The 23,311-nt window shown below is 68.7% G+C and carries 33 protein-coding genes; 3 read left to right on the top strand and 30 right to left on the bottom strand.

Annotated elements, in window-relative coordinates:
- From ACFU7Z_RS01070 to ACFU7Z_RS00955, 24 genes are all read right to left on the bottom strand, one after another.
- Positions 1–654, bottom strand: coding sequence for an adenylate kinase (locus ACFU7Z_RS01070; protein ID WP_049649045.1), 654 nt, complete (start codon positions 652–654; stop codon positions 1–3).
- Positions 654–1,964, bottom strand: coding sequence for a preprotein translocase subunit SecY (gene secY, locus ACFU7Z_RS01065; RefSeq protein WP_030055837.1), 1,311 nt, complete (start codon positions 1,962–1,964; stop codon positions 654–656). The genes ACFU7Z_RS01070 and secY overlap by 1 nt, the downstream gene beginning before the upstream one ends.
- Positions 1,965–2,273: 309 nt before the next feature.
- Complete coding sequence (gene rplO, locus ACFU7Z_RS01060) at positions 2,274–2,726, bottom strand: 50S ribosomal protein L15 (RefSeq protein ID WP_030280790.1); 453 nt, start codon at positions 2,724–2,726, stop codon at positions 2,274–2,276.
- A 2-nt stretch (positions 2,727–2,728) separates the two neighbouring features.
- Entirely contained in the window at positions 2,729–2,911 is a 183-nt protein-coding gene (gene rpmD / locus ACFU7Z_RS01055; RefSeq protein WP_049649044.1) for a 50S ribosomal protein L30, read from the bottom strand.
- Positions 2,911–3,534: a 30S ribosomal protein S5 gene (gene rpsE / locus ACFU7Z_RS01050; protein ID WP_030055834.1), complete on the bottom strand. Its 624-nt coding sequence runs from the start codon at positions 3,532–3,534 to the stop codon at positions 2,911–2,913. The genes rpmD and rpsE overlap by 1 nt, the downstream gene beginning before the upstream one ends.
- 48 nt (positions 3,535–3,582) lie before the next feature.
- On the bottom strand, positions 3,583–3,966 hold the full coding sequence (gene rplR, locus ACFU7Z_RS01045) for a 50S ribosomal protein L18 (protein WP_030280785.1): 384 nt from the start codon (positions 3,964–3,966) through the stop codon (positions 3,583–3,585).
- Between the two features lie 3 nt (positions 3,967–3,969).
- Complete coding sequence (gene rplF / locus ACFU7Z_RS01040; RefSeq protein ID WP_049649043.1) at positions 3,970–4,509, bottom strand: 50S ribosomal protein L6; 540 nt, start codon at positions 4,507–4,509, stop codon at positions 3,970–3,972.
- Positions 4,510–4,531: 22 nt separating this feature from the next.
- On the bottom strand, positions 4,532–4,939 hold the full coding sequence (gene rpsH, locus ACFU7Z_RS01035; protein WP_030055831.1) for a 30S ribosomal protein S8: 408 nt from the start codon (positions 4,937–4,939) through the stop codon (positions 4,532–4,534).
- A 283-nt stretch (positions 4,940–5,222) separates the two neighbouring features.
- Complete coding sequence (locus ACFU7Z_RS01030; protein WP_030055830.1) at positions 5,223–5,408, bottom strand: type Z 30S ribosomal protein S14; 186 nt, start codon at positions 5,406–5,408, stop codon at positions 5,223–5,225.
- 3 nt (positions 5,409–5,411) lie between these two features.
- Positions 5,412–5,981, bottom strand: a complete 570-nt coding sequence (gene rplE / locus ACFU7Z_RS01025) for a 50S ribosomal protein L5 (protein WP_030393302.1) — start codon at positions 5,979–5,981, stop codon at positions 5,412–5,414.
- A complete protein-coding gene (rplX, locus tag ACFU7Z_RS01020; RefSeq protein WP_030055828.1) occupies positions 5,981–6,292 on the bottom strand; it encodes a 50S ribosomal protein L24 in 312 nt (103 codons plus the stop codon). Before rplX ends, rplE begins: the two co-directional genes overlap by 1 nt.
- A 15-nt stretch (positions 6,293–6,307) precedes the next feature.
- On the bottom strand, positions 6,308–6,679 hold the full coding sequence (rplN, locus tag ACFU7Z_RS01015) for a 50S ribosomal protein L14 (protein ID WP_030393301.1): 372 nt from the start codon (positions 6,677–6,679) through the stop codon (positions 6,308–6,310).
- A 102-nt stretch (positions 6,680–6,781) separates the two neighbouring features.
- The gene (rpsQ, locus tag ACFU7Z_RS01010; RefSeq protein ID WP_030055826.1) at positions 6,782–7,054 is read right to left on the bottom strand and encodes a 30S ribosomal protein S17; all 273 of its coding nucleotides are present in this window, start codon (positions 7,052–7,054) and stop codon (positions 6,782–6,784) included.
- Complete coding sequence (rpmC, locus tag ACFU7Z_RS01005) at positions 7,054–7,278, bottom strand: 50S ribosomal protein L29 (protein WP_049649042.1); 225 nt, start codon at positions 7,276–7,278, stop codon at positions 7,054–7,056. Before rpmC ends, rpsQ begins: the two co-directional genes overlap by 1 nt.
- Positions 7,278–7,697, bottom strand: a complete 420-nt coding sequence (rplP, locus tag ACFU7Z_RS01000) for a 50S ribosomal protein L16 (protein ID WP_030055824.1) — start codon at positions 7,695–7,697, stop codon at positions 7,278–7,280. Before rplP ends, rpmC begins: the two co-directional genes overlap by 1 nt.
- 5 nt (positions 7,698–7,702) lie before the next feature.
- On the bottom strand, positions 7,703–8,527 hold the full coding sequence (gene rpsC, locus ACFU7Z_RS00995) for a 30S ribosomal protein S3 (RefSeq protein ID WP_049649041.1): 825 nt from the start codon (positions 8,525–8,527) through the stop codon (positions 7,703–7,705).
- Positions 8,527–8,874 (bottom strand): 50S ribosomal protein L22, encoded by a 348-nt coding sequence (gene rplV, locus ACFU7Z_RS00990; protein ID WP_030055822.1) that lies wholly within the window; start codon positions 8,872–8,874, stop codon positions 8,527–8,529. Before rplV ends, rpsC begins: the two co-directional genes overlap by 1 nt.
- 57 nt (positions 8,875–8,931) lie before the next feature.
- On the bottom strand, positions 8,932–9,213 hold the full coding sequence (gene rpsS, locus ACFU7Z_RS00985; RefSeq protein ID WP_030055821.1) for a 30S ribosomal protein S19: 282 nt from the start codon (positions 9,211–9,213) through the stop codon (positions 8,932–8,934).
- Positions 9,214–9,224: 11 nt separating this feature from the next.
- Positions 9,225–10,061: a 50S ribosomal protein L2 gene (rplB, locus tag ACFU7Z_RS00980; RefSeq protein WP_030393297.1), complete on the bottom strand. Its 837-nt coding sequence runs from the start codon at positions 10,059–10,061 to the stop codon at positions 9,225–9,227.
- Positions 10,062–10,104: 43 nt separating this feature from the next.
- Positions 10,105–10,422, bottom strand: a complete 318-nt coding sequence (gene rplW, locus ACFU7Z_RS00975; RefSeq protein ID WP_030280768.1) for a 50S ribosomal protein L23 — start codon at positions 10,420–10,422, stop codon at positions 10,105–10,107.
- Complete coding sequence (gene rplD / locus ACFU7Z_RS00970) at positions 10,422–11,099, bottom strand: 50S ribosomal protein L4 (protein WP_049649040.1); 678 nt, start codon at positions 11,097–11,099, stop codon at positions 10,422–10,424. The genes rplW and rplD overlap by 1 nt, the downstream gene beginning before the upstream one ends.
- A gap of 4 nt (positions 11,100–11,103) precedes the next feature.
- Positions 11,104–11,751 (bottom strand): 50S ribosomal protein L3, encoded by a 648-nt coding sequence (rplC, locus tag ACFU7Z_RS00965; protein ID WP_030055817.1) that lies wholly within the window; start codon positions 11,749–11,751, stop codon positions 11,104–11,106.
- A gap of 14 nt (positions 11,752–11,765) precedes the next feature.
- On the bottom strand, positions 11,766–12,074 hold the full coding sequence (rpsJ, locus tag ACFU7Z_RS00960; protein ID WP_012785157.1) for a 30S ribosomal protein S10: 309 nt from the start codon (positions 12,072–12,074) through the stop codon (positions 11,766–11,768).
- A gap of 393 nt (positions 12,075–12,467) precedes the next feature.
- Positions 12,468–14,279, bottom strand: coding sequence for a hypothetical protein (locus ACFU7Z_RS00955; RefSeq protein ID WP_380775136.1), 1,812 nt, complete (start codon positions 14,277–14,279; stop codon positions 12,468–12,470).
- Between the two features lie 287 nt (positions 14,280–14,566).
- Here ACFU7Z_RS00955 and ACFU7Z_RS00950 point away from each other — a divergent pair, with 287 nt between their 5' ends.
- Positions 14,567–16,327, top strand: a complete 1,761-nt coding sequence (locus tag ACFU7Z_RS00950; protein WP_380775134.1) for a hypothetical protein — start codon at positions 14,567–14,569, stop codon at positions 16,325–16,327.
- An 86-nt stretch (positions 16,328–16,413) separates the two neighbouring features.
- Here ACFU7Z_RS00950 and ACFU7Z_RS00945 read toward each other — a convergent pair whose 3' ends face one another.
- From ACFU7Z_RS00945 to rfbB, 6 genes are all read right to left on the bottom strand, one after another.
- On the bottom strand, positions 16,414–17,319 hold the full coding sequence (locus tag ACFU7Z_RS00945; protein ID WP_220450048.1) for a glycosyltransferase family 2 protein: 906 nt from the start codon (positions 17,317–17,319) through the stop codon (positions 16,414–16,416).
- A 4-nt stretch (positions 17,320–17,323) separates the two neighbouring features.
- Positions 17,324–17,722, bottom strand: coding sequence for a DUF2304 domain-containing protein (locus tag ACFU7Z_RS00940; RefSeq protein WP_049649037.1), 399 nt, complete (start codon positions 17,720–17,722; stop codon positions 17,324–17,326).
- Positions 17,719–18,408, bottom strand: a complete 690-nt coding sequence (locus ACFU7Z_RS00935; protein WP_049649036.1) for a glycosyltransferase family 2 protein — start codon at positions 18,406–18,408, stop codon at positions 17,719–17,721. Before ACFU7Z_RS00935 ends, ACFU7Z_RS00940 begins: the two co-directional genes overlap by 4 nt.
- 68 nt (positions 18,409–18,476) lie before the next feature.
- Positions 18,477–19,793, bottom strand: coding sequence for a lipopolysaccharide biosynthesis protein (locus tag ACFU7Z_RS00930; protein ID WP_198959421.1), 1,317 nt, complete (start codon positions 19,791–19,793; stop codon positions 18,477–18,479).
- Positions 19,794–19,810: 17 nt separating this feature from the next.
- Positions 19,811–20,746 (bottom strand): dTDP-4-dehydrorhamnose reductase, encoded by a 936-nt coding sequence (gene rfbD, locus ACFU7Z_RS00925; protein ID WP_074003961.1) that lies wholly within the window; start codon positions 20,744–20,746, stop codon positions 19,811–19,813.
- The gene (gene rfbB / locus ACFU7Z_RS00920; RefSeq protein ID WP_117488227.1) at positions 20,743–21,720 is read right to left on the bottom strand and encodes a dTDP-glucose 4,6-dehydratase; all 978 of its coding nucleotides are present in this window, start codon (positions 21,718–21,720) and stop codon (positions 20,743–20,745) included. Before rfbB ends, rfbD begins: the two co-directional genes overlap by 4 nt.
- Before the next feature lie 81 nt (positions 21,721–21,801).
- Here rfbB and rfbA point away from each other — a divergent pair, with 81 nt between their 5' ends.
- Together rfbA and rfbC are read left to right on the top strand one after the other, a co-directional pair.
- Positions 21,802–22,677, top strand: coding sequence for a glucose-1-phosphate thymidylyltransferase RfbA (gene rfbA, locus ACFU7Z_RS00915; protein ID WP_049649034.1), 876 nt, complete (start codon positions 21,802–21,804; stop codon positions 22,675–22,677).
- The gene (rfbC, locus tag ACFU7Z_RS00910; RefSeq protein ID WP_049649033.1) at positions 22,674–23,273 is read left to right on the top strand and encodes a dTDP-4-dehydrorhamnose 3,5-epimerase; all 600 of its coding nucleotides are present in this window, start codon (positions 22,674–22,676) and stop codon (positions 23,271–23,273) included. Before rfbA ends, rfbC begins: the two co-directional genes overlap by 4 nt.
- The last annotated feature ends 38 nt before the right edge of the window (positions 23,274–23,311 follow it).

Genomic DNA, 23,311 nt, shown 5'->3' with positions numbered 1-23,311 from the left:
TCAGCTGTCCTGCTTCAGCGCCTCGATCGAGCGGGCGGTGACCTCGTCCACCTTGCCGAGGGCCGAGATGGTCGCCACCAGGCCCTGCTGGACGTAGTAGTCGATGATCGGCTCGGTCTCCGTGTGGTAGACCTCCAGGCGCGTGCGCACCTTGTCCTCGGTGTCGTCCGAGCGCTGGTACAGCTCGCCGCCGCACTCGTCGCAGACGCCGTCGACCTTCGGCGGGTTGTAGTCCACGTGGAAGACGTGGCCACCGTCGTTGCGGCACAGGCGGCGGCCGGCGATCCGGCGGACGACCTCGTCCTCGGGGACCTCCAGGTCCAGCACGCCGTCCAGCTTGATGCCCTGCTCGGCGAGGAACTCGTCCAGCGCCTTGGCCTGCCCCAGGTTGCGGGGGAAGCCGTCGAGCAGGAAGCCGTTGACGGCGTCCGCCTGGAGCATGCGGTCCTTGGCCATCCCGATGGTGACCTCGTCCGGCACCAGGCGCCCCGCGTCCATGTAGGACTTGGCCTCGAGGCCCAGCGGGGTGCCCTGGCTGATGTTCGCACGGAACAGGTCGCCGGTGGAGATGTGGGGGATGGACAGGGTCTTGGCGAGCAGGTGCGCCTGAGTACCCTTCCCGGCCCCGGGAGGACCAACGAGGACGATACGCATCAGCGGAGGAACCCTTCGTAATTGCGCTGCTGGAGCTGGCTCTCGATCTGCTTCACAGTTTCGAGTCCGACGCCGACGACGATGAGCACGCTGGTGCCGCCGAACGGGAAGTTGGTCTGCTGTCCGAAGGCGACCAGGGCGATCATCGGGATCAACGCGATCAGGCCCAGGTAGAGCGAACCCGGCCACGTGATTCGGGTCAGCACGTAGTTCAGGTACTCGGCCGTCGGTCGGCCGGCCCGGATGCCCGGGATGAACCCACCATACTTCTTCATGTTGTCGGCAACTTCTTCGGGGTTGAAGGAGATGGCGACGTAGAAGAAGGCGAAGAAGACGATCAGCAGGAAGTACGTGGCCATGTAGATCGGGTGGTCACCCTTGACGAAGTTCGTCCGGATCCACGTGGCCCAGCCGGCCTGGCTGTTGGTCAGCTGGACCACCAGGGCGGGGATGTACAGCAGCGACGAGGCGAAGATGACCGGGATGACACCGGCCTGGTTCACCTTGAGCGGGATGTAGGTCGAGGTCCCGCCGAACGCGCGGCGGCCGATCATCCGCTTCGCGTACTGGACCGGGATCCGGCGCTGGGCCTGCTCGACGAAGATGACCAGCATCACGACGATGACGCCGACCGCGACCACGGAGAGGAACTCGACCCAGCCGCCGCCGATGGTGCCGGAGGTCTTGATCGCCCACATCGAGGACGGGAACTGCGCCGCGATCGAGGTGAAGATCAGCAGCGACATGCCGTTGCCGATGCCGCGGTCGGTGATCAGCTCACCGAGCCACATGATGACCGTGGTGCCGGCCGTCATCGTGAGCACCATGACGGCGATCCGGAACACGCTGGTGTCCGGGACGATCTGGTTGGCCAGCGGGCAGCCGGAGAACAGCGCGCCGCTGGAGGCCGTCGCCACGATGCCGGTGCCCTGGAGCACGGCGAGCGCGATGGTCAGGTAACGGGTGTACTGGGTGATCTTGGCCTGGCCGGCCTGGCCCTCCTTCTTCAGCATCTCCAGTCGCGGGATCACGACGGTGAGGAGCTGGAGGATGATGCTCGCCGTGATGTACGGCATGATGCCGAGGGCGAAGATCGTCAGTTGGAGGAGCGCGCCGCCGCTGAACAGGTTGACGAGCCCGAAGAGACCGCTGTTCTTGGTCTCCTTCACGCACTCGTTCACGGCCGTGAAGCTCACGCCCGGCATCGGAATGTGCGAGCCCAGGCGGAACAGCACCATGATGCCCAGCGTGAACAGCAGCTTCTTGCGCAGGTCGGGCGTCTGGAACGCCCGCGCGAACGCACTGAGCACGGTGCCTCCTGCGCCTCCCGCGCGTCGTCGGCGGGAGGGTCGGTCCTGAATGGGGAGTTTGCGGTTCGGGCCCCCGTACAGACGGCACAGGCGAGCCTACGCGCAGCCTACAAGGGAACTCCACGGACTCTAACAGTGCGCAGCCACTCGGAAGAAGCGCGTACCGCCCCTCCCCCACTCACGGGGTACGGGATGCCCGGGTTTGCCACACAAAAGAACGAGCGCCTTCCGGCCCGATGTCCCCGGGAACGGCACGAGCCCCGCACCTCCCGGAGGAGGTGCGGGGCTCGAAGGCGGATCTCAGCGGGCTCAGACGAGCTCGGTGACCGTACCGCCGGCGGCCTTGATCTTCTCGGCGGCGGAGCCGGAGACGGCGTCGACCGTCACCTGCAGCGCAACCGAGACCTCGCCGGTGCCGAGCACCTTGACGAGGGAGTTCTTGCGAACCGCGCCCTTGGCGACCAGGTCCTCGACAGTGACCTCGCCACCCTGCGGGTAGAGCTCGGCCAGCTTGTCGAGGTTGACAACCTGGAACGTGATCTTGAACGGGTTCTTGAAGCCCTTCAGCTTCGGCAGGCGCATGTGGAGCGGCATCTGGCCACCCTCGAAGCGCTGCGGAACCTGGTAGCGGGCCTTCGTGCCCTTGGTACCACGACCGGCAGTCTTACCCTTGGAGCCCTCACCACGACCCACGCGGATCTTGTCGGTCTTGGCACCCGGGGCGGGACGCAGGTTGTGGATCTTGATCGGGTTGTCGCCCATGATCAGTCCACCTCCTCAACCGTCACCAGGTGACGGACCGTGTGGGCCATCCCGCGGATCTCGGGACGGTCCTCCTTCACCACGACGTCGTGCATGCGCTTGAGACCAAGCGTACGCAGGGTGTCACGGTGGTTCTGCTTGCTGCCGATGTACGACTTGGTCTGCGTGATCTTCAGGCGAGCCATCAGGCGCTCACCCCAGCAGCACGCGCCCGCAGCAGAGCGGCGGGGGCCACGTCCTCCAGCGGCAGGCCACGACGGGCGGCGATCTCCTCGGGGCGCACGAGGCCCTTCAGAGCAGCCACGGTGGCGTGCACGATGTTGATCGCGTTGTCCGAGCCGAGCGACTTCGACAGGATGTCGTGGATGCCGGCGCACTCCAGGACGGCGCGCACCGGACCACCGGCGATAACACCGGTACCGGGGGCGGCGGGCTTCAGGAGCACGACGCCGGCGGCCTTCTCACCCTGGATCGGGTGCGGGATGGTGCCCTGGATACGGGGGACCTTGAAGAAGTTCTTCTTGGCCTCCTCAACACCCTTGGCGATGGCGGCCGGAACCTCCTTCGCCTTCCCGTAACCGACACCCACGGTGCCGTCACCGTCGCCCACCACGACCAGCGCGGTGAAGCTGAAACGACGACCACCCTTGACAACCTTGGCGACACGGTTGATCGCGACAACGCGCTCGACGTAAGCGGTCTTCTCGACGGCGGGGGCGTTGCCCCGGTCGTCACGCTTACGGTCGCGCCGCTCGCCACCGCCGGTGCCGCCGCCGGCGCCGCTACCGCGGCGCTGGGGTCCAGCCATTGGAATTACCTCTCTCGATTACGTCCGTCGACTGAGCCGACGAGCGGCTTAGAAGTCGAGCCCGGCCTCACGAGCCGCGTCCGCCAGGGCGGCGATGCGGCCGGCGTACCGGTTGCCCGCGCGGTCGAAGACGACCGACTCGATGCCGGCGGCCTTGGCGCGCTCGGCGACCAGGCTCCCGACCTTCTTGGCCAGCTCGGTCTTGTCGCCCTCGGCGCCCTTGATGGACACGTCGAGGGTGGACGCCGACGCCAGGGTGTGACCCTTGGCGTCGTCGATGACCTGGGCGACCATGTGACGGTTCGAACGCGTCACGACGAGGCGCGGACGCACCTCGGTGCCGACGACGCGCTTGCGAACGCGGATCGCGCGGCGCTTGCGAGCGGCGCTCTTGTAGGCGTTGCCCTTGCCGATCTTGACAGAGACACTCATCGCTTACTTACCACTCTTTCCGACCTTGCGGCGGATGACCTCGCCCGCGTACTTGACACCCTTGGCCTTGTACGGGTCCGGCTTGCGCAGCTTGCGGATCTTCGCGGCGACCTCGCCGACCTTCTGCTTGTCGATGCCGTCCACGTGGAACTTGGTGGCCGACTCGACGACGAAGGAGATGCCCTCGGGGGCCTCGACGAGGATCGGGTGGCTGTAGCCCAGCTGGAACTCCATGTTGGAGCCCTTCGCCAGAACTCGGTAGCCGACACCGCTGATCTCCAGCGACTTGCGGTAGCCCGCGGTCACGCCGGTGATCATGTTCGCCACCAGCGTGCGGGAAAGGCCGTGCAGGGCCTTCGACAGACGCTCGTCGTTGGGGCGGGTGACGAGCAGCGTGCCGTCCTCGCCCTTACCGATCTCGATCGGCGCGGCGACAACGTGGGTGAGGGTGCCCTTCGGGCCCTTCACCGAGACCGCCTGGCCATCGATGGTGACGTCCACGCCAGCGGGGACCTGGATGGGCAGCCGTCCAATGCGCGACATTGCTGTACCTCCGTTTCCCGAATTACCAGACGTAGGCGAGAACTTCTCCGCCTACGCCCTTCTTGGCGGCCTGCTTGTCGGTGAGGAGACCCGAAGACGTGGAGATGATCGCCACGCCCAGGCCGCCGAGCACCTTCGGCAGGTTGGTGGACTTTGCGTAAACGCGCAGACCCGGCTTGCTGATGCGCTTGATGCCGGCGATGGAGCGCTCACGGTTGGGGCCGAACTTGAGCTCGATGGTCAGCTTCTTGCCGACCTCGCCCTCGACGGGCTCCTCAACCTTGTAGGAGGAGATGTACCCCTCCTGCTGCAGGATCTCGGCGACGTGCGCCTTGATCTTGCTGGCCGGCATCGCCACGGAGTCGTGGTACGCCGAGTTCGCGTTACGCAGACGCGTGAGCATGTCTGCGATGGGGTCGGTCATGGTCATGATGGCCTCAGGCCTCTCTCGCCGCGGTTTCTCCGCGCCAGGTCCCCCTGCCGCACTCTTCCGAGTTCGTCAGGGGCACAAGCGCAGGGGACCTGCGACGTCGTAAGACTGGGTGCGAGCCCTCCAGAAGGGCCACGGGCGTCCATGGGGAAGCCGTGGCAGGGGGCCCGACCCCACTACCTTACGGGAATCCGTACGGTAGGCCCAAAACGGGCCGGTGTGGGATCGGGCACCTCTGCTTCGCTGTGTGCCTAAAGTGCCTGGTCCCTCTGTTGGGAGAGGACTACCAGGAGCTCTTGGTCACGCCCGGCAGCTCGCCGCGGTGCGCCATCTCACGAAGGCAGACACGGCACAGGCCGAACTTGCGGTACACCGAGTGCGGACGGCCGCAGCGCTGGCACCGGGTGTAGGCCCGGACGCCGAACTTCGGCTTGCGCTCGGACTTCGCGATGAGGGACTTCTTCGCCATGTGTTACGCCTCCTTGAACGGGAAGCCCAGAGCGCGCAGGAGCGCCCGGCCCTCGTCGTCGGTCTGGGCGGTGGTCACGACGGTGATGTCCATACCGCGCTGACGGTCGACCTTGTCCTGGTCGATCTCGTGGAACATGACCTGCTCGGTCAGACCGAAGGTGTAGTTGCCACGGCCGTCGAACTGCTTCGGGGAGAGGCCACGGAAGTCACGGATACGCGGCAGGGCCAGCGACACCAGACGGTCCAGGAACTCCCACATGCGGTCACCACGGAGGGTGACGTGGGTGCCGATCGGCTGGCCCTCGCGCAGCTTGAACTGCGCGATGGACTTGCGAGCCTTGGTCACGGCCGGCTTCTGACCGGTGATCGCGGTCAGGTCGCGGATCGCGCCCTCGATCAGCTTGCTGTCACGGGCGGCCTCGCCGACACCCATGTTGACGACGACCTTGACCAGGCCGGGCGTCAGCATGACGTTCTCGTACGAGAACTGCTCCTGCAGCTGACCCTTGATCTCGGAGTTGTAACGCTCCTTGAGACGGGGGGTCACCTTCTCAACAGTCGTCTCAGACATCAGATGTCCTCACCGGTTCGCTTGGCAACGCGGATCTTGTTGCCCTCGTCATCGAAGCGGTAGCCAACGCGGGTGACGACCTTCTTGCCGTCCTTCTCCACGACCAGCTGGACGTTGGAGACGTGCACCGGCGCCTCGACGGTGACGATGCCACCCTGAGTGCCCGGGCCCGGCTTGGTGTGCTTCTTGACCCGGTTCACACCCTCGACCAGGACCTTGTTCTCGGCGGGCATGGCCTGGATGACCTTGCCCTGCTTGCCGCGGTCCTTGCCGGTGATGACCTGAACCAGGTCACCCTTCTTGATCTTCATGCTGTTCGCCATGAGTTAGAGCACCTCCGGCGCAAGCGAGATGATCTTCATGAACTTCTTGTCACGCAGCTCGCGGCCCACCGGGCCGAAGATGCGGGTACCACGGGGGTCACCATCGGTGTTCTTCAGAACGACCGCGGCGTTCTCGTCGAAGCGGATGTACGAGCCATCCGGACGACGGCGCGACTTCACGGTACGGACGACGACGCACTTGACGACGTCACCCTTCTTCACCGAACCGCCGGGGATCGCGTCCTTGACGGTCGCGACGATGACGTCCCCGATACCGGCGTAGCGGCGACCGGAACCACCGAGAACGCGGATGCAAAGGATTTCCTTCGCGCCCGTGTTGTCGGCGACACGCAGTCGCGACTCCTGCTGGATCACAGCTTTCTCCTGATCGTCAACGAGAGCTGACGGGCCGGCCGCTGCTCACACCAGCGCCCGCGAGGGACCTGGTGCACATACGGCCGTACCGCATCAACTTCGTTACTTGGCCTTCTCGAGGATCTCGACGACGCGCCAGCGCTTCGTCGCGGACAGCGGGCGGGTCTCCGCGAGGAGGACCCGGTCGCCGATGCCGCAGGCGTTCGCCTCGTCGTGCGCCTTCAGCTTGTTCGTACGGCGGATGACCTTGCCGTACAGAGCGTGCTTGACGCGGTCCTCGACGGCGACGACGACGGTCTTGTCCATCTTGTCGCTGACGACGAGACCCTCACGGGTCTTGCGGAAACCGCGCGTCTCGTTGGTGTTCTCAGTCATCAGGCGCTCTCCACCGTCTCGATGCCCAGCTCGCGCTCGCGCATCAGGGTGTAGATCCGCGCGATGTCCTTACGGACGAGCTTGAGCCGTCCGTGGTTGTCGAGCTGCCCGGTCGCCGCCTGGAAGCGGAGGTTGAACAGCTCCTCCTTGGCCTCACGGAGCTTGGCAACGAGACCCTCGTTGTCCAGCTCGCGGAGGTCAGCAGCCTTGGTGCCGGCCGACATCAGCTCTCACCTGCCTCGCGCCGGATGATCCGGCACTTCATCGGGAGCTTGTGAGCTGCGCGGGTCAGCGCCTCACGAGCCACCTTCTCGTTGGGGTACGACAGCTCGAACATGACCCGACCCGGGTGCACGTTCGCGATCCACCACTCGGGCGAACCCTTACCGGAACCCATGCGGGTCTCGGCCGGCTTCTTGGTGAGCGGACGGTCCGGGTAGATGTTGATCCAGACCTTGCCGCCACGCTTGATGTGACGGGTGACGGCGATACGAGCGGACTCGATCTGCCGGTTCGTCACGTAGGCCGGGGTGACGGCCTGGATGCCGTACTCGCCGAAGGCGAGCTCGGTGCCACCCTTGGCAGCGCCACGACGCTTCGGGTGGTGCTGCTTGCGGTGCTTGACCCGACGGGGGATCAGCATGGGAGTCAGGCCTCCGTTCCGGTGTTCTCGGCAGCCGGCGCCTCAGCGGCCGGGGCCGCGGGGGCCTCGGCAGCGGCGGGACGACGGCCACGGCCACCGCGCTCGCCACCACGGCGGTCGCCACCGCGGGCGGGACGACCACCCTCGGGACGGGCCGGGCGGTTGCCCGAGCGGGCAGCGGCGTTCTCAGCGCGGACCTCGGCGATGTTCTTGACGTCGCCCTTGTAGATCCAGACCTTCACGCCGATGCGGCCGAAGGTGGTCTTGGCCTCGAAGAAGCCGTAGTCGACGTTCGCACGCAGGGTGTGCAGCGGCACACGACCCTCGCGGTAGAACTCCGACCGGCTCATCTCGGCGCCGCCGAGACGACCGGAGCACTGGACCTTGATGCCCTTGGCGCCGGACTTCATGGTGCCCTGCATCGACTTGCGCATGGCACGGCGGAAGGAGACGCGGGAGGACAGCTGCTCCGCGACGCCCTGAGCCACGAGCTGGGCGTCCAGCTCGGGGTTCTTGACCTCGAGGATGTTCAGCTGGACCTGCTTGCCGGTCAGCTTCTCGAGGTCGCCGCGGATGCGGTCGGCCTCGGTGCCACGGCGACCGATGACGATGCCGGGGCGGGCGGTGTGGATGTCGACGCGGACGCGGTCGCGGGTGCGCTCGATCTCAACCTTCGAGATACCGGCGCGCTCCATGCCCTTCGTCATCATGCGACGAATGGCAACGTCTTCCTTGACGTAGTCCTTGTACAGCTTGTCGGCGTACCAGCGGGACTTGAAGTCCGTGCTGATGCCGAGGCGGAACCCGTGCGGGTTAACCTTCTGGCCCATTACCGGGTCCCTTCCTTGCTGCTGACGACCACGGTGATGTGGCTGGTCCGCTTGCGGATCCGGTAGGCGCGGCCCTGGGCACGCGGGCGGAACCGCTTCAGGGTCGGACCCTCGTCAACGTACGCCTCGCTGATGACGAGGTCGTCCACGTTGGAGTGGTTGTAGTTGTGCGCGGCGTTGGCAATGGCGCTGTCGAGCACCTTGCCGACCGGCACGGTGGCGGCCTGCGGAGCGAAACGCAGGACGGCCTGGGCCTCCGTGGCCGGCAGGCCACGGATGAGGTCCACCACGCGGCGGGCCTTCATGGGCGTGACGCGGATGTACCGCGCCTGGGCCCTGGCTTCCATGGTTGTCCCCTTAATGGAGTAAGTCATTGAGTCGTTCTGGCGGTGAAGCTCAGGCGACTAGCGACGCTTCGACTTGCGGTCGTCCTTGACGTGGCCGCGGAAGGTGCGGGTCGGAGCGAACTCGCCCAGCTTGTGGCCGACCATCGACTCGGTGACGAACACCGGGACGTGCTTGCGACCATCGTGAACCGCGATCGTGTGGCCGAGCATGGCCGGGAAGATCACGGAGCGGCGGGACCAGGTCTTGATGACGTTCTGGGTACCCGCCTCGTTCTGCGCGTCCACCTTCTTGAGAAGGTGGCCGTCGATGAAGGGGCCCTTCTTGAGACTGCGCGGCATCTGACCTGCTCCTAGCGCTTCTTGTTGGTCTTGCGGCGGCGCACGATGAGAGCGTCCGACGCCTTCTTCGGGCGACGGGTACGACCCTCCTTCTGGCCCCACGGCGAGACCGGGTGGCGACCACCAGAGGTCTTACCCTCACCACCACCGTGCGGGTGGTCGATCGGGTTCATGGCGACACCACGCACGGTCGGGCGAACGCCCTTCCAGCGCATGCGGCCGGCCTTGCCCCAGTTGATGTTCGACTGCTCGGCGTTGCCGACCTCGCCGACGGTGGCGCGGCAGCGCGCGTCGACCAGGCGGATCTCGCCGGAGGGCATGCGCAGGTGCGCCATCTTGCCCTCACGCGCCAGCAGCTGGATGCCGGAGCCGGCCGAGCGGGCCAGCTTGGCACCGCCGCCGGGACGCAGCTCCACCGCGTGGATGGTGGTACCGACCGGGATGTTGCGCAGCGGCAGGTTGTTGCCCGGCTTGATGTCGGCGCCAGCGCCGTTCTCGATCCGGTCGCCCTGCGTGATGCCGCGCGGCGCGATGATGTAGCGCTTCTCGCCGTCCGCGTAGTGCAGCAGCGCGATGCGCGCGGTGCGGTTCGGGTCGTACTCGATGTGCGCGACCTTCGCCGGCACGCCGTCCTTGTCGTGACGACGGAAGTCGATCACGCGGTAGGCGCGCTTGTGACCGCCACCCTGGTGGCGAACGGTGATCCGACCGGCGTTGTTACGGCCGCCCTTGCTGTGCAGGGGGCGAACCAGCGACTTCTCCGGGGTGGACCGCGTGATCTCTACGAAGTCGGCCACGCTGGAGCCACGACGGCCCGGCGTAGTCGGCTTGTACTTGCGGATGCCCATTTGGCTCTCTCGTCCTCGTCCTTATCGACGATCACGATCTCCGTTAGGAGACCGGACCACCGAAGATGTCGATGCGGTTGCCCTCGGCCAGCGTCACGATGGCGCGCTTGGTGTCCTTGCGCTTGCCAAAGCCCGTCTTGGAGCGCTTGCGCTTGCCCTGACGGTTGATCGTGTTGACAGCCTCGACCTTGACCGAGAAGACCGCCTCGACGGCCTGCTTGATCTGGGTCTTGTTGGCGCCCGGCGACACGATGAACGTGTACTTGTTCTCGTCGAGAAGGCTGTAGCTCTTCTCGGAGATGACCGGCTTCACCAGGACGTCACGGGGGTCCGTGAACGTCTTGCTCGTAACGTCGCTCATCAGGCGGCGCTCCCTTCGAGCTCGCCCTCAGCGGCAACGGCCTTGGCGGACGCGGCCGGACCGGCCACGAAACGCTCGAAGGCGGCCTGGGTGAAGACCACATCGTCGGAGACGAGCACGTCGTAGGTGTTCAGCTGACCGGCGTCCAGGATGTGCACGTGCGGCAGGTTGCGAGCGGACTTCAGGCCCAGCTCGTCCTCGCGCTCGACGACCAGGAGGACGTTCTTGCGCTCGGTGATCTTGCCGAACAGGCTCTTGGCGGCCTTGGTCGACGGCACCTCGGCCGCGACCACGTCGGTGACGACGTGGATGCGGTTGTGGCGGGCCCGGTCGGTGAGCGCACCGCGCAGAGCGGCGGCGATCATCTTCTTCGGGGTCCGCTGCGAGTAGTCGCGCGGCACGGGACCGTGCACGACGCCACCGCCGGCGAACTGCGGCGCACGGGTCGAGCCCTGACGGGCGCGGCCGGTGCCCTTCTGGCGGTACGGCTTCTTGCCGCCACCGCGGACCTCGCCACGAGTCTTGGTCTTGTGGGTGCCCTGACGGGCCGCAGCGAGCTGCGCCACGACGACCTGGTGCATCAGCGGAACGCTGACCTTCGCGTCGAAGATCTCGGCCGGAAGCTCGAGGCTGCCGGTCTTGTCGCCCGAGGGCGACAGGATGTCAATGGTGCTCATATCCTCACAGCCCCTTCGCCGCGGTGCGGACGAGGACGAGGCCGCCGTTCGGGCCCGGGATTGCGCCCTTGATCAGGAGCAGCCCCTTCTCCGCGTCAACGGCATGGATGGTCAGGTTCTGGGTGGTCACACGCTCGTGGCCCATCCGGCCGGCCATCCGTACGCCCTTGAACACGCGACCCGGGGTGGCGCAGCCACCGATCGAGCCGGGCGAGCGGTGCTTGCGCTGCACACCGTGACCGGCGCCGAGGCCCCGGAAGTTGTGGCGCTTCATGACACCGGCGAAGCCCTTGCCCTTGGAGGTGCCGGTCACGTCGACCTTGACACCCGCCTCGAACAGCTCGGCGGTGATCTCCTGGCCCAGGGTGTACTCGGAGGCGTCCGAGGTACGGAGCTCGACCAGGTGGCGGCGCGGGGTGACACCGGCCTTGGCGAAGTGGCCCGCGAGGGGCTTGTTCACCTTGCGGGGGTCGATCTCGCCGAAGCCGATCTGGACGGCGTCGTAGCCGGCCGGGCTGTCGGCGGTGTGGACCTGGGTCACGACATTGGGCCCAGCCTTGACGACGGTCACCGGGACGACCCGGTTGTTCTCGTCCCAGACCTGGGTCATGCCGAGCTTCTCGCCCAGGATGCCCTTAATCTGCTTAGCCATCTTCGGTGCGCCTCTCAGAGCTTGATCTCGATGTCGACGCCAGCCGGCAGGTCGAGACGCATGAGCGAGTCAACCGTCTTCGGCGTGGGGTCGAGGATGTCGATCAGACGCTTGTGAGTACGCATCTCGAAGTGCTCGCGCGAGTCCTTGTACTTGTGCGGCGAGCGGATGACGCAGTACACGTTCTTCTCAGTGGGCAGCGGCACCGGGCCCGCGACCTGCGCACCAGTACGAATCACCGTCTCGACGATCTTCTTCGCCGAGGAGTCGATGACCTCGTGGTCGTAGGCCTTGAGCCGGATGCGGATCTTCTGTCCCGCCATGGCTACTCAGTAGTCCTTTGTCCTTAGTCACTTCGCGACTCCCCCTCCGACCCCCGCGCTCGGGCGTGTCGCACTCGCGCTTGCAAAAAACCGGCGAAGTAATTCGTCGGTTTAAAACTTTCGGGGTGAGGGGTGCCGGGTCGAGGCCCCGCACACGCTTCCCGGAAGATTCCCGTACTTTCGCCCCGCAGCTGCCGTGGCGTAGAACTCACGCTTGACGGCCATCACGGGAACGACGAGTACATGGGACTCGCTTCCGGTCCTCCCGGCGGGAGGCGCGCAGCATCGGCACTCAACCGAGCAACTTGGACATACTGCCACATGGAGCAGCCCGGATGCCAATCGGGGCCGGTGAGGCGCTCCTCACCGGCCCCGATGGGGTGACGTCCCCGCTCAGTCCTTGCGCCAGAGCACCCAGCCCCGGTCCTTGTTGAACTTCGCGACGTGCCAGCCGGGCCGCGCGTCCGGCCAACTGGTCTGCGGCAGGTCGCCCTTGCTCCAGCCGGCCAGGTACGCGGTGGCCGCCTCCGGCGGGGCGGAGCCGTCCTTCAGGTCGTCCGACCAGACCCGGCCCCAGTAGACCTCGTAGGCCATCGACATCCGGGTGTCCCAGTCGAGGTCCATGTCCAGGACGACGTTGTCGCCCTTGCGCAGGCCCGCCTCCTTGGCCACGCCCACCGCCTGGTACTTGCGGGCCTTGGCGTGCGGCTCGGAGACGTTGTCGGTGACGGCGACCGTCGCGTAGGCGGCGAACAGCGTCACGCACCCCACCACCGCGGCCACCACCCGGCGCCCGCCGGCCACCCGCAGCAGCAGGCAGGCGCCCAGCACCGCCAGCGCGCCGAAGCTCGTCCGGACCATGTGCAGGTCGTCCCAGGTCGAGGCCAGGAACATCGCGTCCGGCACCGTCCACGGACTGACCCAGAGCTTGAGCGCGGCGCCCGCGTACGCGCCGACCGACAGCTGGATGATCCCGATCGCCGCCACGCCGGCCAGCGCCGTCCACAGCAGCGCGCGGACCCCGGCCCGCCACAGCGCGGCCAGGCCGACCACCATGAACATCGGCACCAGCACCGCGCAGTACCGGGCGTACACCCAGTTGTCGGTCCGGTCGTTGTCCGCCAGCCCGGCCGCCGAGGCCAGCGCGGTGCCGAACAGCAGGGCCACCATGGTGAAGGCCACCACCCGCTCGGCCACCGTGTACCGGCGCCGGAACACGACCACCACGCACAGCACCAGGGCGACCGCCCCGAAGCCGTACGTCGAGGTCATGAAGTACCAGAGCTGCCCGAAGGTGCGGGCGATGATCGTGCCGATGTACTTGCTGTCCCCGAGGTTCTCGAAGACCTTGTTGCCGACGGTGCTCGGCGGCACGTCCTTGAACTGGTTCTCGACGAAGCGCGCCAGCAGCTTCGCGCCCAGGTACGACAGCCCGAGCCCGCCGACGCCGGCCAGCGAGGCGAGCCGCGGCGCCCAGCCGACGGCCAGCACCACCACCAGGACCAGCGCGGTCAGCGCCACGACCACGCCGCCGCGGTCGTGGGTGGCCATCGAGAAGCCGGCCGCCAGGCCCGTCCCGGCCGCGTACAGCGCGCGGCGGCGCGTCGGGCCGGGCGAGAGCCAGCCGTGCATCGCGAGCAGCCAGGCCAGCAGGATCACCGGGAGCACGGTGTCCGACATCACGAACTGGGAGTAGAAGACCACCGGCGGCACCAGCGCCACGGCGGCGCCCACCAGGTACGCGTGCGGCCGGGACAGGCCCACCCGGCGCGCCGCCGCCACGGCGAGCGGGAACACCAGCGCGTTGAGCAGCGCGTTGATGCCCATGATCAGGTGGTACGCGGCGGCCGGGGTGTCGGCGATCCGCAGCGCCGGCGAGATCAGCAGCGGGTACCCGCCGGGGATCACCACGCCGACCGGCATCTCGGTGGTCGGCCGCCCGGCCAGCACCCGCGCGATCACCAGGTAGGAGTCCTCGTCGGCGTGCACCGACGGGAAGTAGTTGTGGATCGACAGCACCAGGCGGAACGCCACCTGGCCGCCGTACCCGAGCAGCAGGACCACCGCCCAGAACCAGCGGTGGGCGGCGAGCGCCCGCAGCCGGGGCGGCACGACCAGGGCCCGGGTGGCGGGCGCGCTCCCGCCGCCTTCCTCACCCCGGCCCGGCCCGTCGGACGTGTGGGCAGAGTCGATCAGCGGCTGCACCGAGACACTTCCCTACTTGTATGAGTTGACGATCTCGTCATGGCCGGCTCCGGACGGCGCGCCACGGTTCCCACCACTCGTCGAAGCGCATCGGCAGTGTGCCACGCGGTGATCGGCCGGAGCCAACGCGCTCCTCCCCCGTTGACGACAACGGCCCGTACGGGAACGGTGGTTCGGCCCGTGCGGATCCCCCGACCGAGGTGCTGGCAGAATCGCGGTGTCCGGCCACCGAAACCACACACCGCCCCCGCATCCGAACCGCTGCGGGAGAGCAGAAGGACCGAACAGTGACGACGAGCGTCCAGCCCGCCCCCGCCGAGGGCAGGCATCAGGGCATACCGCCCAGTCAGAGGAGACGGGCCGCCGCTCTTCGCCTCCCCGCCGTCCTCTGGACCGCGGAGATCCTGACCGCGGCCACGGCGGCGCTGCTGATGACCGGGCTGGCCTGGTCCGTCCGGCTGAACCCCATGTCGAGGGTCGGCCAGGTCAGCGGCCTCGCCGCGCTCCAGCTCCGGCTCCTGCTGCTGATCGGCGTCGTCGTCCTGGTCCTGGTGCCGGCGATGCGCCGCTGGGCGGACCTCCCGGTGCGGTTCGCCGCCGCCGCGGTTGCCGGCCTGTCCTCCGGCGTCCTGGCTGCCGGCATCTCGCTCGCGCTGCGCGACACCAACTGGCCGCTGTACGCCCAGCAGGGCGACTCCGGCAGCCTCCAGGCCTGGGTCGGCGCCCTGATGGACGGCAAGTCCCTCGACGGCGCCTACCCGCCGCTGTTCCCGCACATCGTCGCCTTCGTCGCCGAGCACGTCACCCACGGGCAGGTCGGCTACGCGCTCAAGCTCGTCGACCTGCTGTTCGTCGCGATGCTCGGCCCGCTCGCCTACCTGTCCTGGCGCCTGCTGCTGCCCCCGCTCTGGGCGCTCGGGATCGGCGTCACCGCCGCCCTGCCGATGGCGCAGCCGTACAAGCCGTACACCACCTTCGTGCTCGTCGCCTTCCTCCCCGTGCTGGCGAAGCTGATGCAGCTCCTCCAGCGCGCCCCGGAGCTCCCGCGCCGCACCGCGGCCGTCCGCGGCGCCGTGCTCGGCCTCGGGATCGGGCTGCTGTTCCTCCTCTACTCCGGCTGGTTCGTGTGGTCCGCGGCCGGAGTGGTGGTGCTCACCGTGGTGCTGCTGCTGCGCGCCCGCCGGACCGGCGGCACCCGCGGCCTGCTCAACGGCCTGTGCGCGATCGGCGCCGCCGGCGGGGTCTTCCTGCTCGTCTCCGGCGTCTACCTGGTCCGGCTGCTCGGCTCCGCGGGCAGCACCATCGACCGGTACTGCTACTTCGACACCTACACCGAGCCGACCTACTTCGCGATGTGGCGCGACGACCTCCCCGGCACCGACGGCCAGAGCACCTGGCCGGTCCCCGGGGAGATCGGCGGGGTCGGCCTCTTCACGATCCTGCTGCTGGTCGGCCTGGGCGTGGCGCTGGCCCTCGGGATCGGCCGGACCACCGTCCTGACCGCCGCCGCCTGCACCGCGAGCGCCCTGCTGATGCGCTACTGGTACGCCTCCCACATGGAGCGCGACCAGGCCGTCATGCTCTACCCGCGCACCAGCGCCCAGCTGCTCTACTGCCTGCTGGTCCTCGTCGGCCTGGCGTGCTACCTGGTCGTCCGCCGCCGCCAGGGCCCCGCCGCGGCCCCCGCCGCCGAGTCGGCCGAGGACACCGGCCGCCGGCTGCCGCTGCGCCTCAACCCGCGCAGTGTGGCCGTCGGCGCCATCTGCGCGCTGGGCCTGCTCTTCGGCATGGCCGGCTCCGCCACCGCCAGCAAGTACATGCCGGACCCGCACTGGGGCCCCGGCGCGCTGGCCTGGATCGCGCAGAGCACCGCCGACACCAAGGGGCACTGCTCGCGCTACGCGCCCAACGGCCAGTGCAAGCAGCCGCGGGACATCAGCGACCTGCTCGTGCCGCTGCCCGACCCCGGGAAGCTGATGTGCCCGAAGGTCAACCCGTACCCGCCCCGGCAGCCCGACCCGCTGGGCCCCTCAGGCTTCGGCGAGTAGCCCCGGCGGGCCGCCCGCGAACGCCACTGGGCCGGTAGTCCGAACTCGGACTACCGGCCCAGTGCCGTACCAGTGGGTGCGAGCGGTCAGTGCCGGTCGCCGCCGGTCAGCGCGTGGCGGACCAGCACCTTGGCGCCGGCCCGCTCGCCGCGCTTCAGGGCGCCCGGCAGCATGGTCAGCGCGTGCAGGCGCGAGGCGCTGCGGAACCGGGCCGCACGGGCGGCCTTCGGCCAGCCGCGGGCGTCCATCCGCTCCGCCACCGCGTTGAAGTACCGCTCCGCCTCGGTGAACCGGGTGCCGGAGAAGGCCTGCACCGAGGACTCGCTGACGGCGTGCCGCCGGTACTGGAAGACGACGGTGGTGTTGTCCACCAGCATCTGCTCGCCGCGCTCCAGCAGGTCGACGACCAGGGCCAGGTCCTGGATCACCGAGTACTCGTCGCGGAAGTTGACCGCGCGCAGCGCCTCGCCCCGCCAGCAGATCGACGGGAAGTAGAGCCAGTTGCCGCGCAGCACGCTCGCGGCCAGCTCCTCGCCGCCCATCAGCCGCCGGCCCTTGACGGTCGGCGCGTAGATCTTCTCCTTGACGTTGTCCGCCAGGCCGGAGCGGCTGACCTCGCCGTTGCCGTCGATGACCTCGACGCCCGGCTGCACCATGCCCAGGTCCGGGTTGTCCTTGACGATCGCCCGGACGGTCTCCAGGTAGTGCGGGTGCAGCAGGTCGTCGCAGCCCATGATGACCACGTGGTCGGCCGTGGACAGCTCCACGCACTTCTGGAAGTTCTTGGTGATGCCGAGGTTGTGCTCGTTGCGCAGGTAGCTCACCCGGTCGTCGCCGAGCGAGGCGAACCAGCCCGGGACGTCCGGCTCCTTGCCGTCGTCTATGACGGTCAGCCGGAAGTCCCGGTCGGTCTGCGCGAGGATGCTCCGCACCGCGGCCTGCATCAGTGCCACGTCGCCGTAGTACGGCAGCATGAACTCGAAGGTCGCCACGGGATCAGGCCTTGCTGCGGTCGACCGGCGCCGAGACCGGCAGGTCCAGGTCGAAGCGCTCCTCGTTCAGACGGGCGCCCTCGTTGATCGCCACGGTCCGCGCCAGGTCGGTGAGCTTCTTCTCCAGCGAGCGGAAGCGCAGGAAGGTGTTCAGGGTCAGGAAGCCCATCCCCAGCACCATCCCGTACAGCACCAGGTCGGTGCCGCGGCCGACGCCGAGCTGGTGGGCCAGCCAGGTCACGTCGGTGGGACGCAGCACCGCGTAGATGTTCACGACCACGAAGACCGAGAACGCGATGCGCTTCCAGGCGCGGGTGTTGGCACGGTCCCAACGCCGGATGAACATGAAGGCGAGAGTGACCGAGCCGAGAATGAGAACCAGCTGGATCCAGAAGAATTTCATCGGCGGCTACGCTCCCGCAGCGAGATGTCGAAGATGATGTTGACGCCGTTGATCAGGGACTGACCCTTGGCGCGTGAGTAGTCGGTGTACAGGATGTCCACCGGGAGTTCGGCGACCCGGAGGTCCGAGCCGGCGAGGAAGCTGACGATCTCCGACGCGTGCGCCATGCCGTTCATGGTGATCCGCAGCCGGCCGGCGGCCTCGCGGTTCAGCACGCGCAGACCGTTGTGGGCGTCGGTCAGCTTGAGCTTGCGAGCGGTCGGGCTGACGGTCGCCGCGGTGCGCAGGACGACCCGCTTGATCCACGGCACCTGCCCGTTCTGCTCGATGAAGCGCGAGCCGAGGACGACGTCCGTGTCGCCCTCCCGCAGCAGGGCGACCATCTTCTCGACGTCGGCGGTCTGGTGCTGGCCGTCCGCGTCGAAGGTGGCGAAGTACTTGGCGCCCGGCTGGGCCAGGGCGTAGGCGAGGCCGGTCTGGAGGGCGGCACCCTGGCCGAGGTTGACCGGGTGGCGCACCAGGTGCGCGCCCGTCTCCATGATGTGCTTGGCCGAGTCGTCGCCGCTGCCGTCATCGACGACCACGATGTTCGGGAACGTCTTTCGCGCCCCCTCCACAACGTCGGCGATCACCTGGCCCTCGTTGTAGGCCGGGATCACCAGCCAAACATCGTCGTACTGGGACACGGAGGCTCCATGAATGGGGTCTGGCCCGCGCTGCTGCGCGGCGATCTGAAGATGAGGGGCGGACACGGTCAGTCACCGGCCGTCCGGCTGCTCAACACCGCGGCGTTCGGGTCCCCCGACTGCTGGACGAGGCCGGCGGAGTTCGTCGCCGAACGGGCGAAACTCTGCCTCAGGACCGCCAGCATACCGAGGACGGTGGCCACGGAACCCGCCGTGTACGCAACGACCACGCGGGTGGACACGTCGCCCGGCATGAAGGTGATCGCGGCGAGGACCGCCGTGCCGACCGCCCAGCAGAGCAGCTGAAGGTTGTGCCGCTTGAATACCATCAGCGCCTGGCCGAGCACCATCGCGAACATGTACGCCACGGTTCCGGCGGACATCCAGAAGAAGTCGAGGCAGCCGAGCACCGGCTTGGCGCCGAACAGCACCTGGATCAGCCAGGGGCCGAGGGCGACCGCCGGGATGCCGCCGAGCACGCCGAGCCCGCCCACCACGGCGCCGATCTTCTTGAGCATCCCGGTGAAGGCGGCCCGGTCCCCGACCGCGATCGCGGCGGAGAGGCCGTTCAGCAGCGAGGCCTGGAGCGAGCCGAAGACGAACAGCGGCACCCGGGCCAGCACCAGCGCGTTGAGCAGGGCGGCGATCAGCGCGGAGTCGGAGGGCGCGAGCAGCTTGGTGCTCACCACGGCCGCGTTCACCACGACCTGGGAGAGCAGCGTCGAGCAGATCAGCAGGCCGAGCCCGGAGCAGAGTTCGGACCAGCCGACCTGCTCGCCGGGCTTCACCGCGCGCAGCAGCGGCGGCAGCGTGACGATCGTGGCGATGATCGGCGCGACGGCCAGGATCAGGCTGAACGCGAGCGCCGAGTGCACACCGGCCACGGCGAAGGCGAAGGCCAGGCCGATCCGCAGGCCGCCGTCCAGGCCGAGCTGGGTGCCGTACGCGCCGAAGCGGCCGAGGCCGGCCAGCACGCCGCGGGTGAGGTAGCAGACGGCCATGCCGGTGAAGGCCCCGCCGAGCGCCAGCACCAGCGAGCGGTCGCCGTGGAACATCGACCGGGCGATCGGGCCGGAGGCGGCGCCGAGGGCGACCAGGGTCGCCGCGAGGATCCCGCCGGTGAGCAGGGTCGCCCGGCGCAGCACCGGCGCGGCGCCGTGGCCGAGCGCCGCGCGCGCCGAGACGATCCGGGTGAGCTCCTGCTCGATCGGGAAGAAGACGCCGATGCCGACCGACATCACGATCGTCCACAGCAGCGAGACGTTCGCCATGTCGTCGACCGACAGGCTGTGGCCCGCCACTCCGAGGTGGATGTAGGAGGCGGCACCCAGTACGACGGTGCCGCCGGCCACCGCCAGGGTTCCCGGCGGTAGCGCGGCAGCCACCTTCGTCAGTGCGTTCTTCACTGAGGTCTGTCGCTCTCCGTGGTCCGGGCCGTGGCGGCCAGTTCGGCGAAGACGGGCGTGGCCAGGGCCTCGGCCAGCATGGTCCGCCACTCGGGCAGCGGCGCCAGCCCGGCGGCGGCCCAGCGGTCGTGGGCCAGCACGCTGAAGGCGGGGCGGGCGGCCGGGCGGACGAAGGCCTCCGACGTGGTCGGGCGGATCCGCTCCGGGTCCAGCCCGCTCAGCGCGTAGGTCTCGCGGGCCAGTCCGCACCAGGTGGTCCGGCCGCTCGCGGTGCCGTGGTAGACCCCGGCCGGGGCCTGCCCGGCGAGCGCGGCCCGGCCGAGCTCGACCAGGCGGCCGGCCAGCGCGTACGACCAGGTCGGCTGGCCGTGCTGGTCGTCCACCACGTCCAGGGTGTCGCGCTGGGCGGCGAGCTTGAGCATGGTGGCCACGAAGTTCGGGCCGTGCTCGCCGTACAGCCAGGCGGTGCGCACGACGTAGCCGTGCTCGGGGAGCAGTTCGGCGACCGCCCGCTCCCCCACCAGCTTGCCGCGGCCGTACGCGTTCACCGGCGCGGTCGGGGCGTCCTCCGGGCAGGGCTCGGTGGCGTCGCCCGGCAGGACGTAGTCGGTGGAGACGTGCAGCAGCCGCGCGCCGCTCTTGGCGCAGGCCTCGGCCAGGTGGCGCACACCGGTGCCGTTGACGGCGGTGGCGGCGTCCTCCTCGGCCTCCGCGGCGTCGACGTTCGTCCACGCGGCGCAGTTGACCACGATGTCGTGGCCCTCGACGGCGGCCTGGACGGCCGCCGGGTCGGTGATGTCGAGGTCCGCCCGGCGCAGCGCGGTGATCTCGGCGGTCCCGTCGGCGCCCAGCACCGAGAGCAGGTCCTGCCCGAGCATCCCGGCCGCGCCGGTGACCAGCCAGCGCACGGGCGCGGCGGCGTTCGCGGTCACTTGGCCAGGGCCGCCTTCTGCTTCAGCGGCTCCCACCAGGCGCGGTTCTCGCGGTACCACGCGATGGTCGCGGCGAGGCCGTCCTCGAAGCGGACCTGCGGCTCGTAGCCGAGCTCCTCACGGATCTTGCTGATGTCGATCGAGTAGCGGAGGTCGTGGCCCTTGCGGTCCTCGACGTGCTCGACCATGTCCCAACCCGCGCCGGCGGCCTCCAGCAGCAGGCCGGTCAGCTCCTTGTTGGTGGCCTCGGTGCCGCCGCCGATGTTGTAGACCTCACCCGCGCGGCCGCCGCGCATGACCAGCTCGATGCCCCGGCAGTGGTCCGAGACGTGCAGCCAGTCGCGGACGTTGCCACCGTCGCCGTACAGCGGCACCTTCTTGCCGTCGATCAGGTTGGTGGTGAACAGCGGGATGACCTTCTCCGGGAACTGGTAGTGCCCGTAGTTGTTGGAGCAGCGGGTCACCACGACGTCCATGCCGTGGGTGCGGTGGTACGCCAGCGCCAGCAGGTCGGAGGAGGCCTTGGAGGCCGAGTACGGGGAGTTCGGCTCCAGCGGCCAGGTCTCGGTCCAGGAGCCCTCGCTGATCGAGCCGTACACCTCGTCGGTGGAGATGTGCACGAAGCGGCCGACGCCGTGCTTGCGCGCGGCGTCGAGCAGGACCTGGGTGCCGACGACGTTGGTCAGCACGAACGGGCCCGCACCGGCGATCGAGCGGTCCACGTGGGACTCGGCGGCGAAGTGCACCACCACGTCGTGGCCCGGCATGACCTGGTCGACGGCGTCCGCGTCGCAGATGTCGCCCTGGACGAAGGTGTAGCCCTTGTGGTCGGCCACCGGGGCGAGGTTCTCCAGGACGCCCGAGTAGGTGAGCTTGTCAAAGACCGTGATCCGGGCGTTCTCGTCAGCCCCGAGGAGCTGACGGACGAACTCCGAACCGATGAACCCGGCGCCGCCGGTCACGAGGATGCGCATAATGCGCGTAGTCTACCGCCGCCCGAACGCCCCTCCGACCCGGCCCCTCCCGCGTTCACCGATCTCGAATAGGGTGCTCCCATGCGTGGAATCCTCCTGGCCGGCGGCACCGGCTCGCGGCTGTGGCCCCTGACCCGTGCGGTGTCGAAGCAGCTCCTCCCGGTCTTCGACAAGCCGATGATCTACTACCCCCTCTCGACCCTCGTGATGGCCGGGATAAGCGAAATCCTGATCATCACCACCCCGAACGACCGGGACCAGTTCGAACGGCTGCTGGGCGACGGTTCCCAGTTCGGCCTGAAGCTGCAGTACGCCGTCCAGGAGAAGCCCGAGGGCATCGCCCAGGCCTTCGTGCTCGGCGCGGACTTCATCGGCGACGAGCCGGTGGCCCTGATCCTCGGCGACAACATCTTCCACGGCACCGGCCTGGGCACCTCGCTCACCGAGCACTCCGACATCAAGGGCGGCCGGGTCTTCGCCTACCCCGTGGCCGACCCGACCGCGTACGGCGTGGTCGAGTTCGACGAGAGCGGCCAGGTCATCTCCATCGAGGAGAAGCCGACCGAGCCCAAGTCCCGCTACGCCGTCCCCGGCCTGTACTTCTACGACAACCGGGTCGTCGAGATCGCCCGCACCCTGGAGCCGAGCGCCCGCGGCGAGCTGGAGATCACCGCCGTCAACGACGCCTACCTGCGCACCGGCGACCTGCACGTGACGACCCTCGACCGCGGCACCGCCTGGCTGGACACCGGCACGTTCGTGTCGATGGTCCAGGCCTCGGAGTTCGTCCGGGTCATCGAGGAGCGCCAGGGCTTCAAGATCGGCTGCATCGAGGAGGCCGTCTGGCGGGCCGGGCTGATCGACGACGCCCAGCTGCGCGAGCTCGCCGAGCCGCTGCTGAAGAGCGGCTACGGCCAGTACCTGGTGGACCTGCTCGACGAGGCGGCCGCCAAGTGAAGTTCCGCGAGCTCTCCATCGAGGGCGCCTTCGAGATCACCCCGCAGGTGCACGGCGACGCCCGCGGCCACTTCACCGAGTGGTACCGCTTCGACCTCCTCGCCGAGGTCGTCGGCCACCCGCTGGACCTGGCCCAGGCCAACCTGTCGCTGTCCGCCAAGGACGTCGTCCGCGGCATCCACTTCGCCGACGTCCCGCCCGGCCAGGCCAAGTACGTGGCCTGCACCCGCGGCGCGGTGCTGGACGTCATCGTCGACCTGCGGGTCGGCTCGCCGTCCTTCGGCAAGTGGGAGTTCGTCCGGCTGGACGACACCGAGCGCACGGCCGTCTACATCCCGGAGGGCCTCGGCCACGGCTTCTGCGCCCTGAGTGACGACGCCACGCTGACCTACCTCTGCTCGGCGACGTACAACCCGACCGGCGAGCACGGCGTGCACCCGCTGGACCCGGACCTCGGCATCGAGTGGCCGACCGACGCCCCGCAGCTCTCGGCCCGTGACGCGGTCGCGCCCACCCTCGCGGAGGCGCTCGCCACCGGCCTGCTGCCGGACTACCAGGCCTGCAAGGCCTACACGGACTCGCTGAAGCAGCAGTAACGGCGGAGCCCGACCCACGGAGGGGACGCGTGCAGCGG

Origin of the sequence: Kitasatospora sp. NPDC057518, assembly GCF_042802075.1 — a bacterium.
Lineage (GTDB): Bacteria > Actinomycetota > Actinomycetes > Streptomycetales > Streptomycetaceae > Kitasatospora.
The sequence above is the reverse complement of the archived record's forward strand: the minus strand, read 5'-3'. Positions and strand labels throughout refer to the sequence as shown.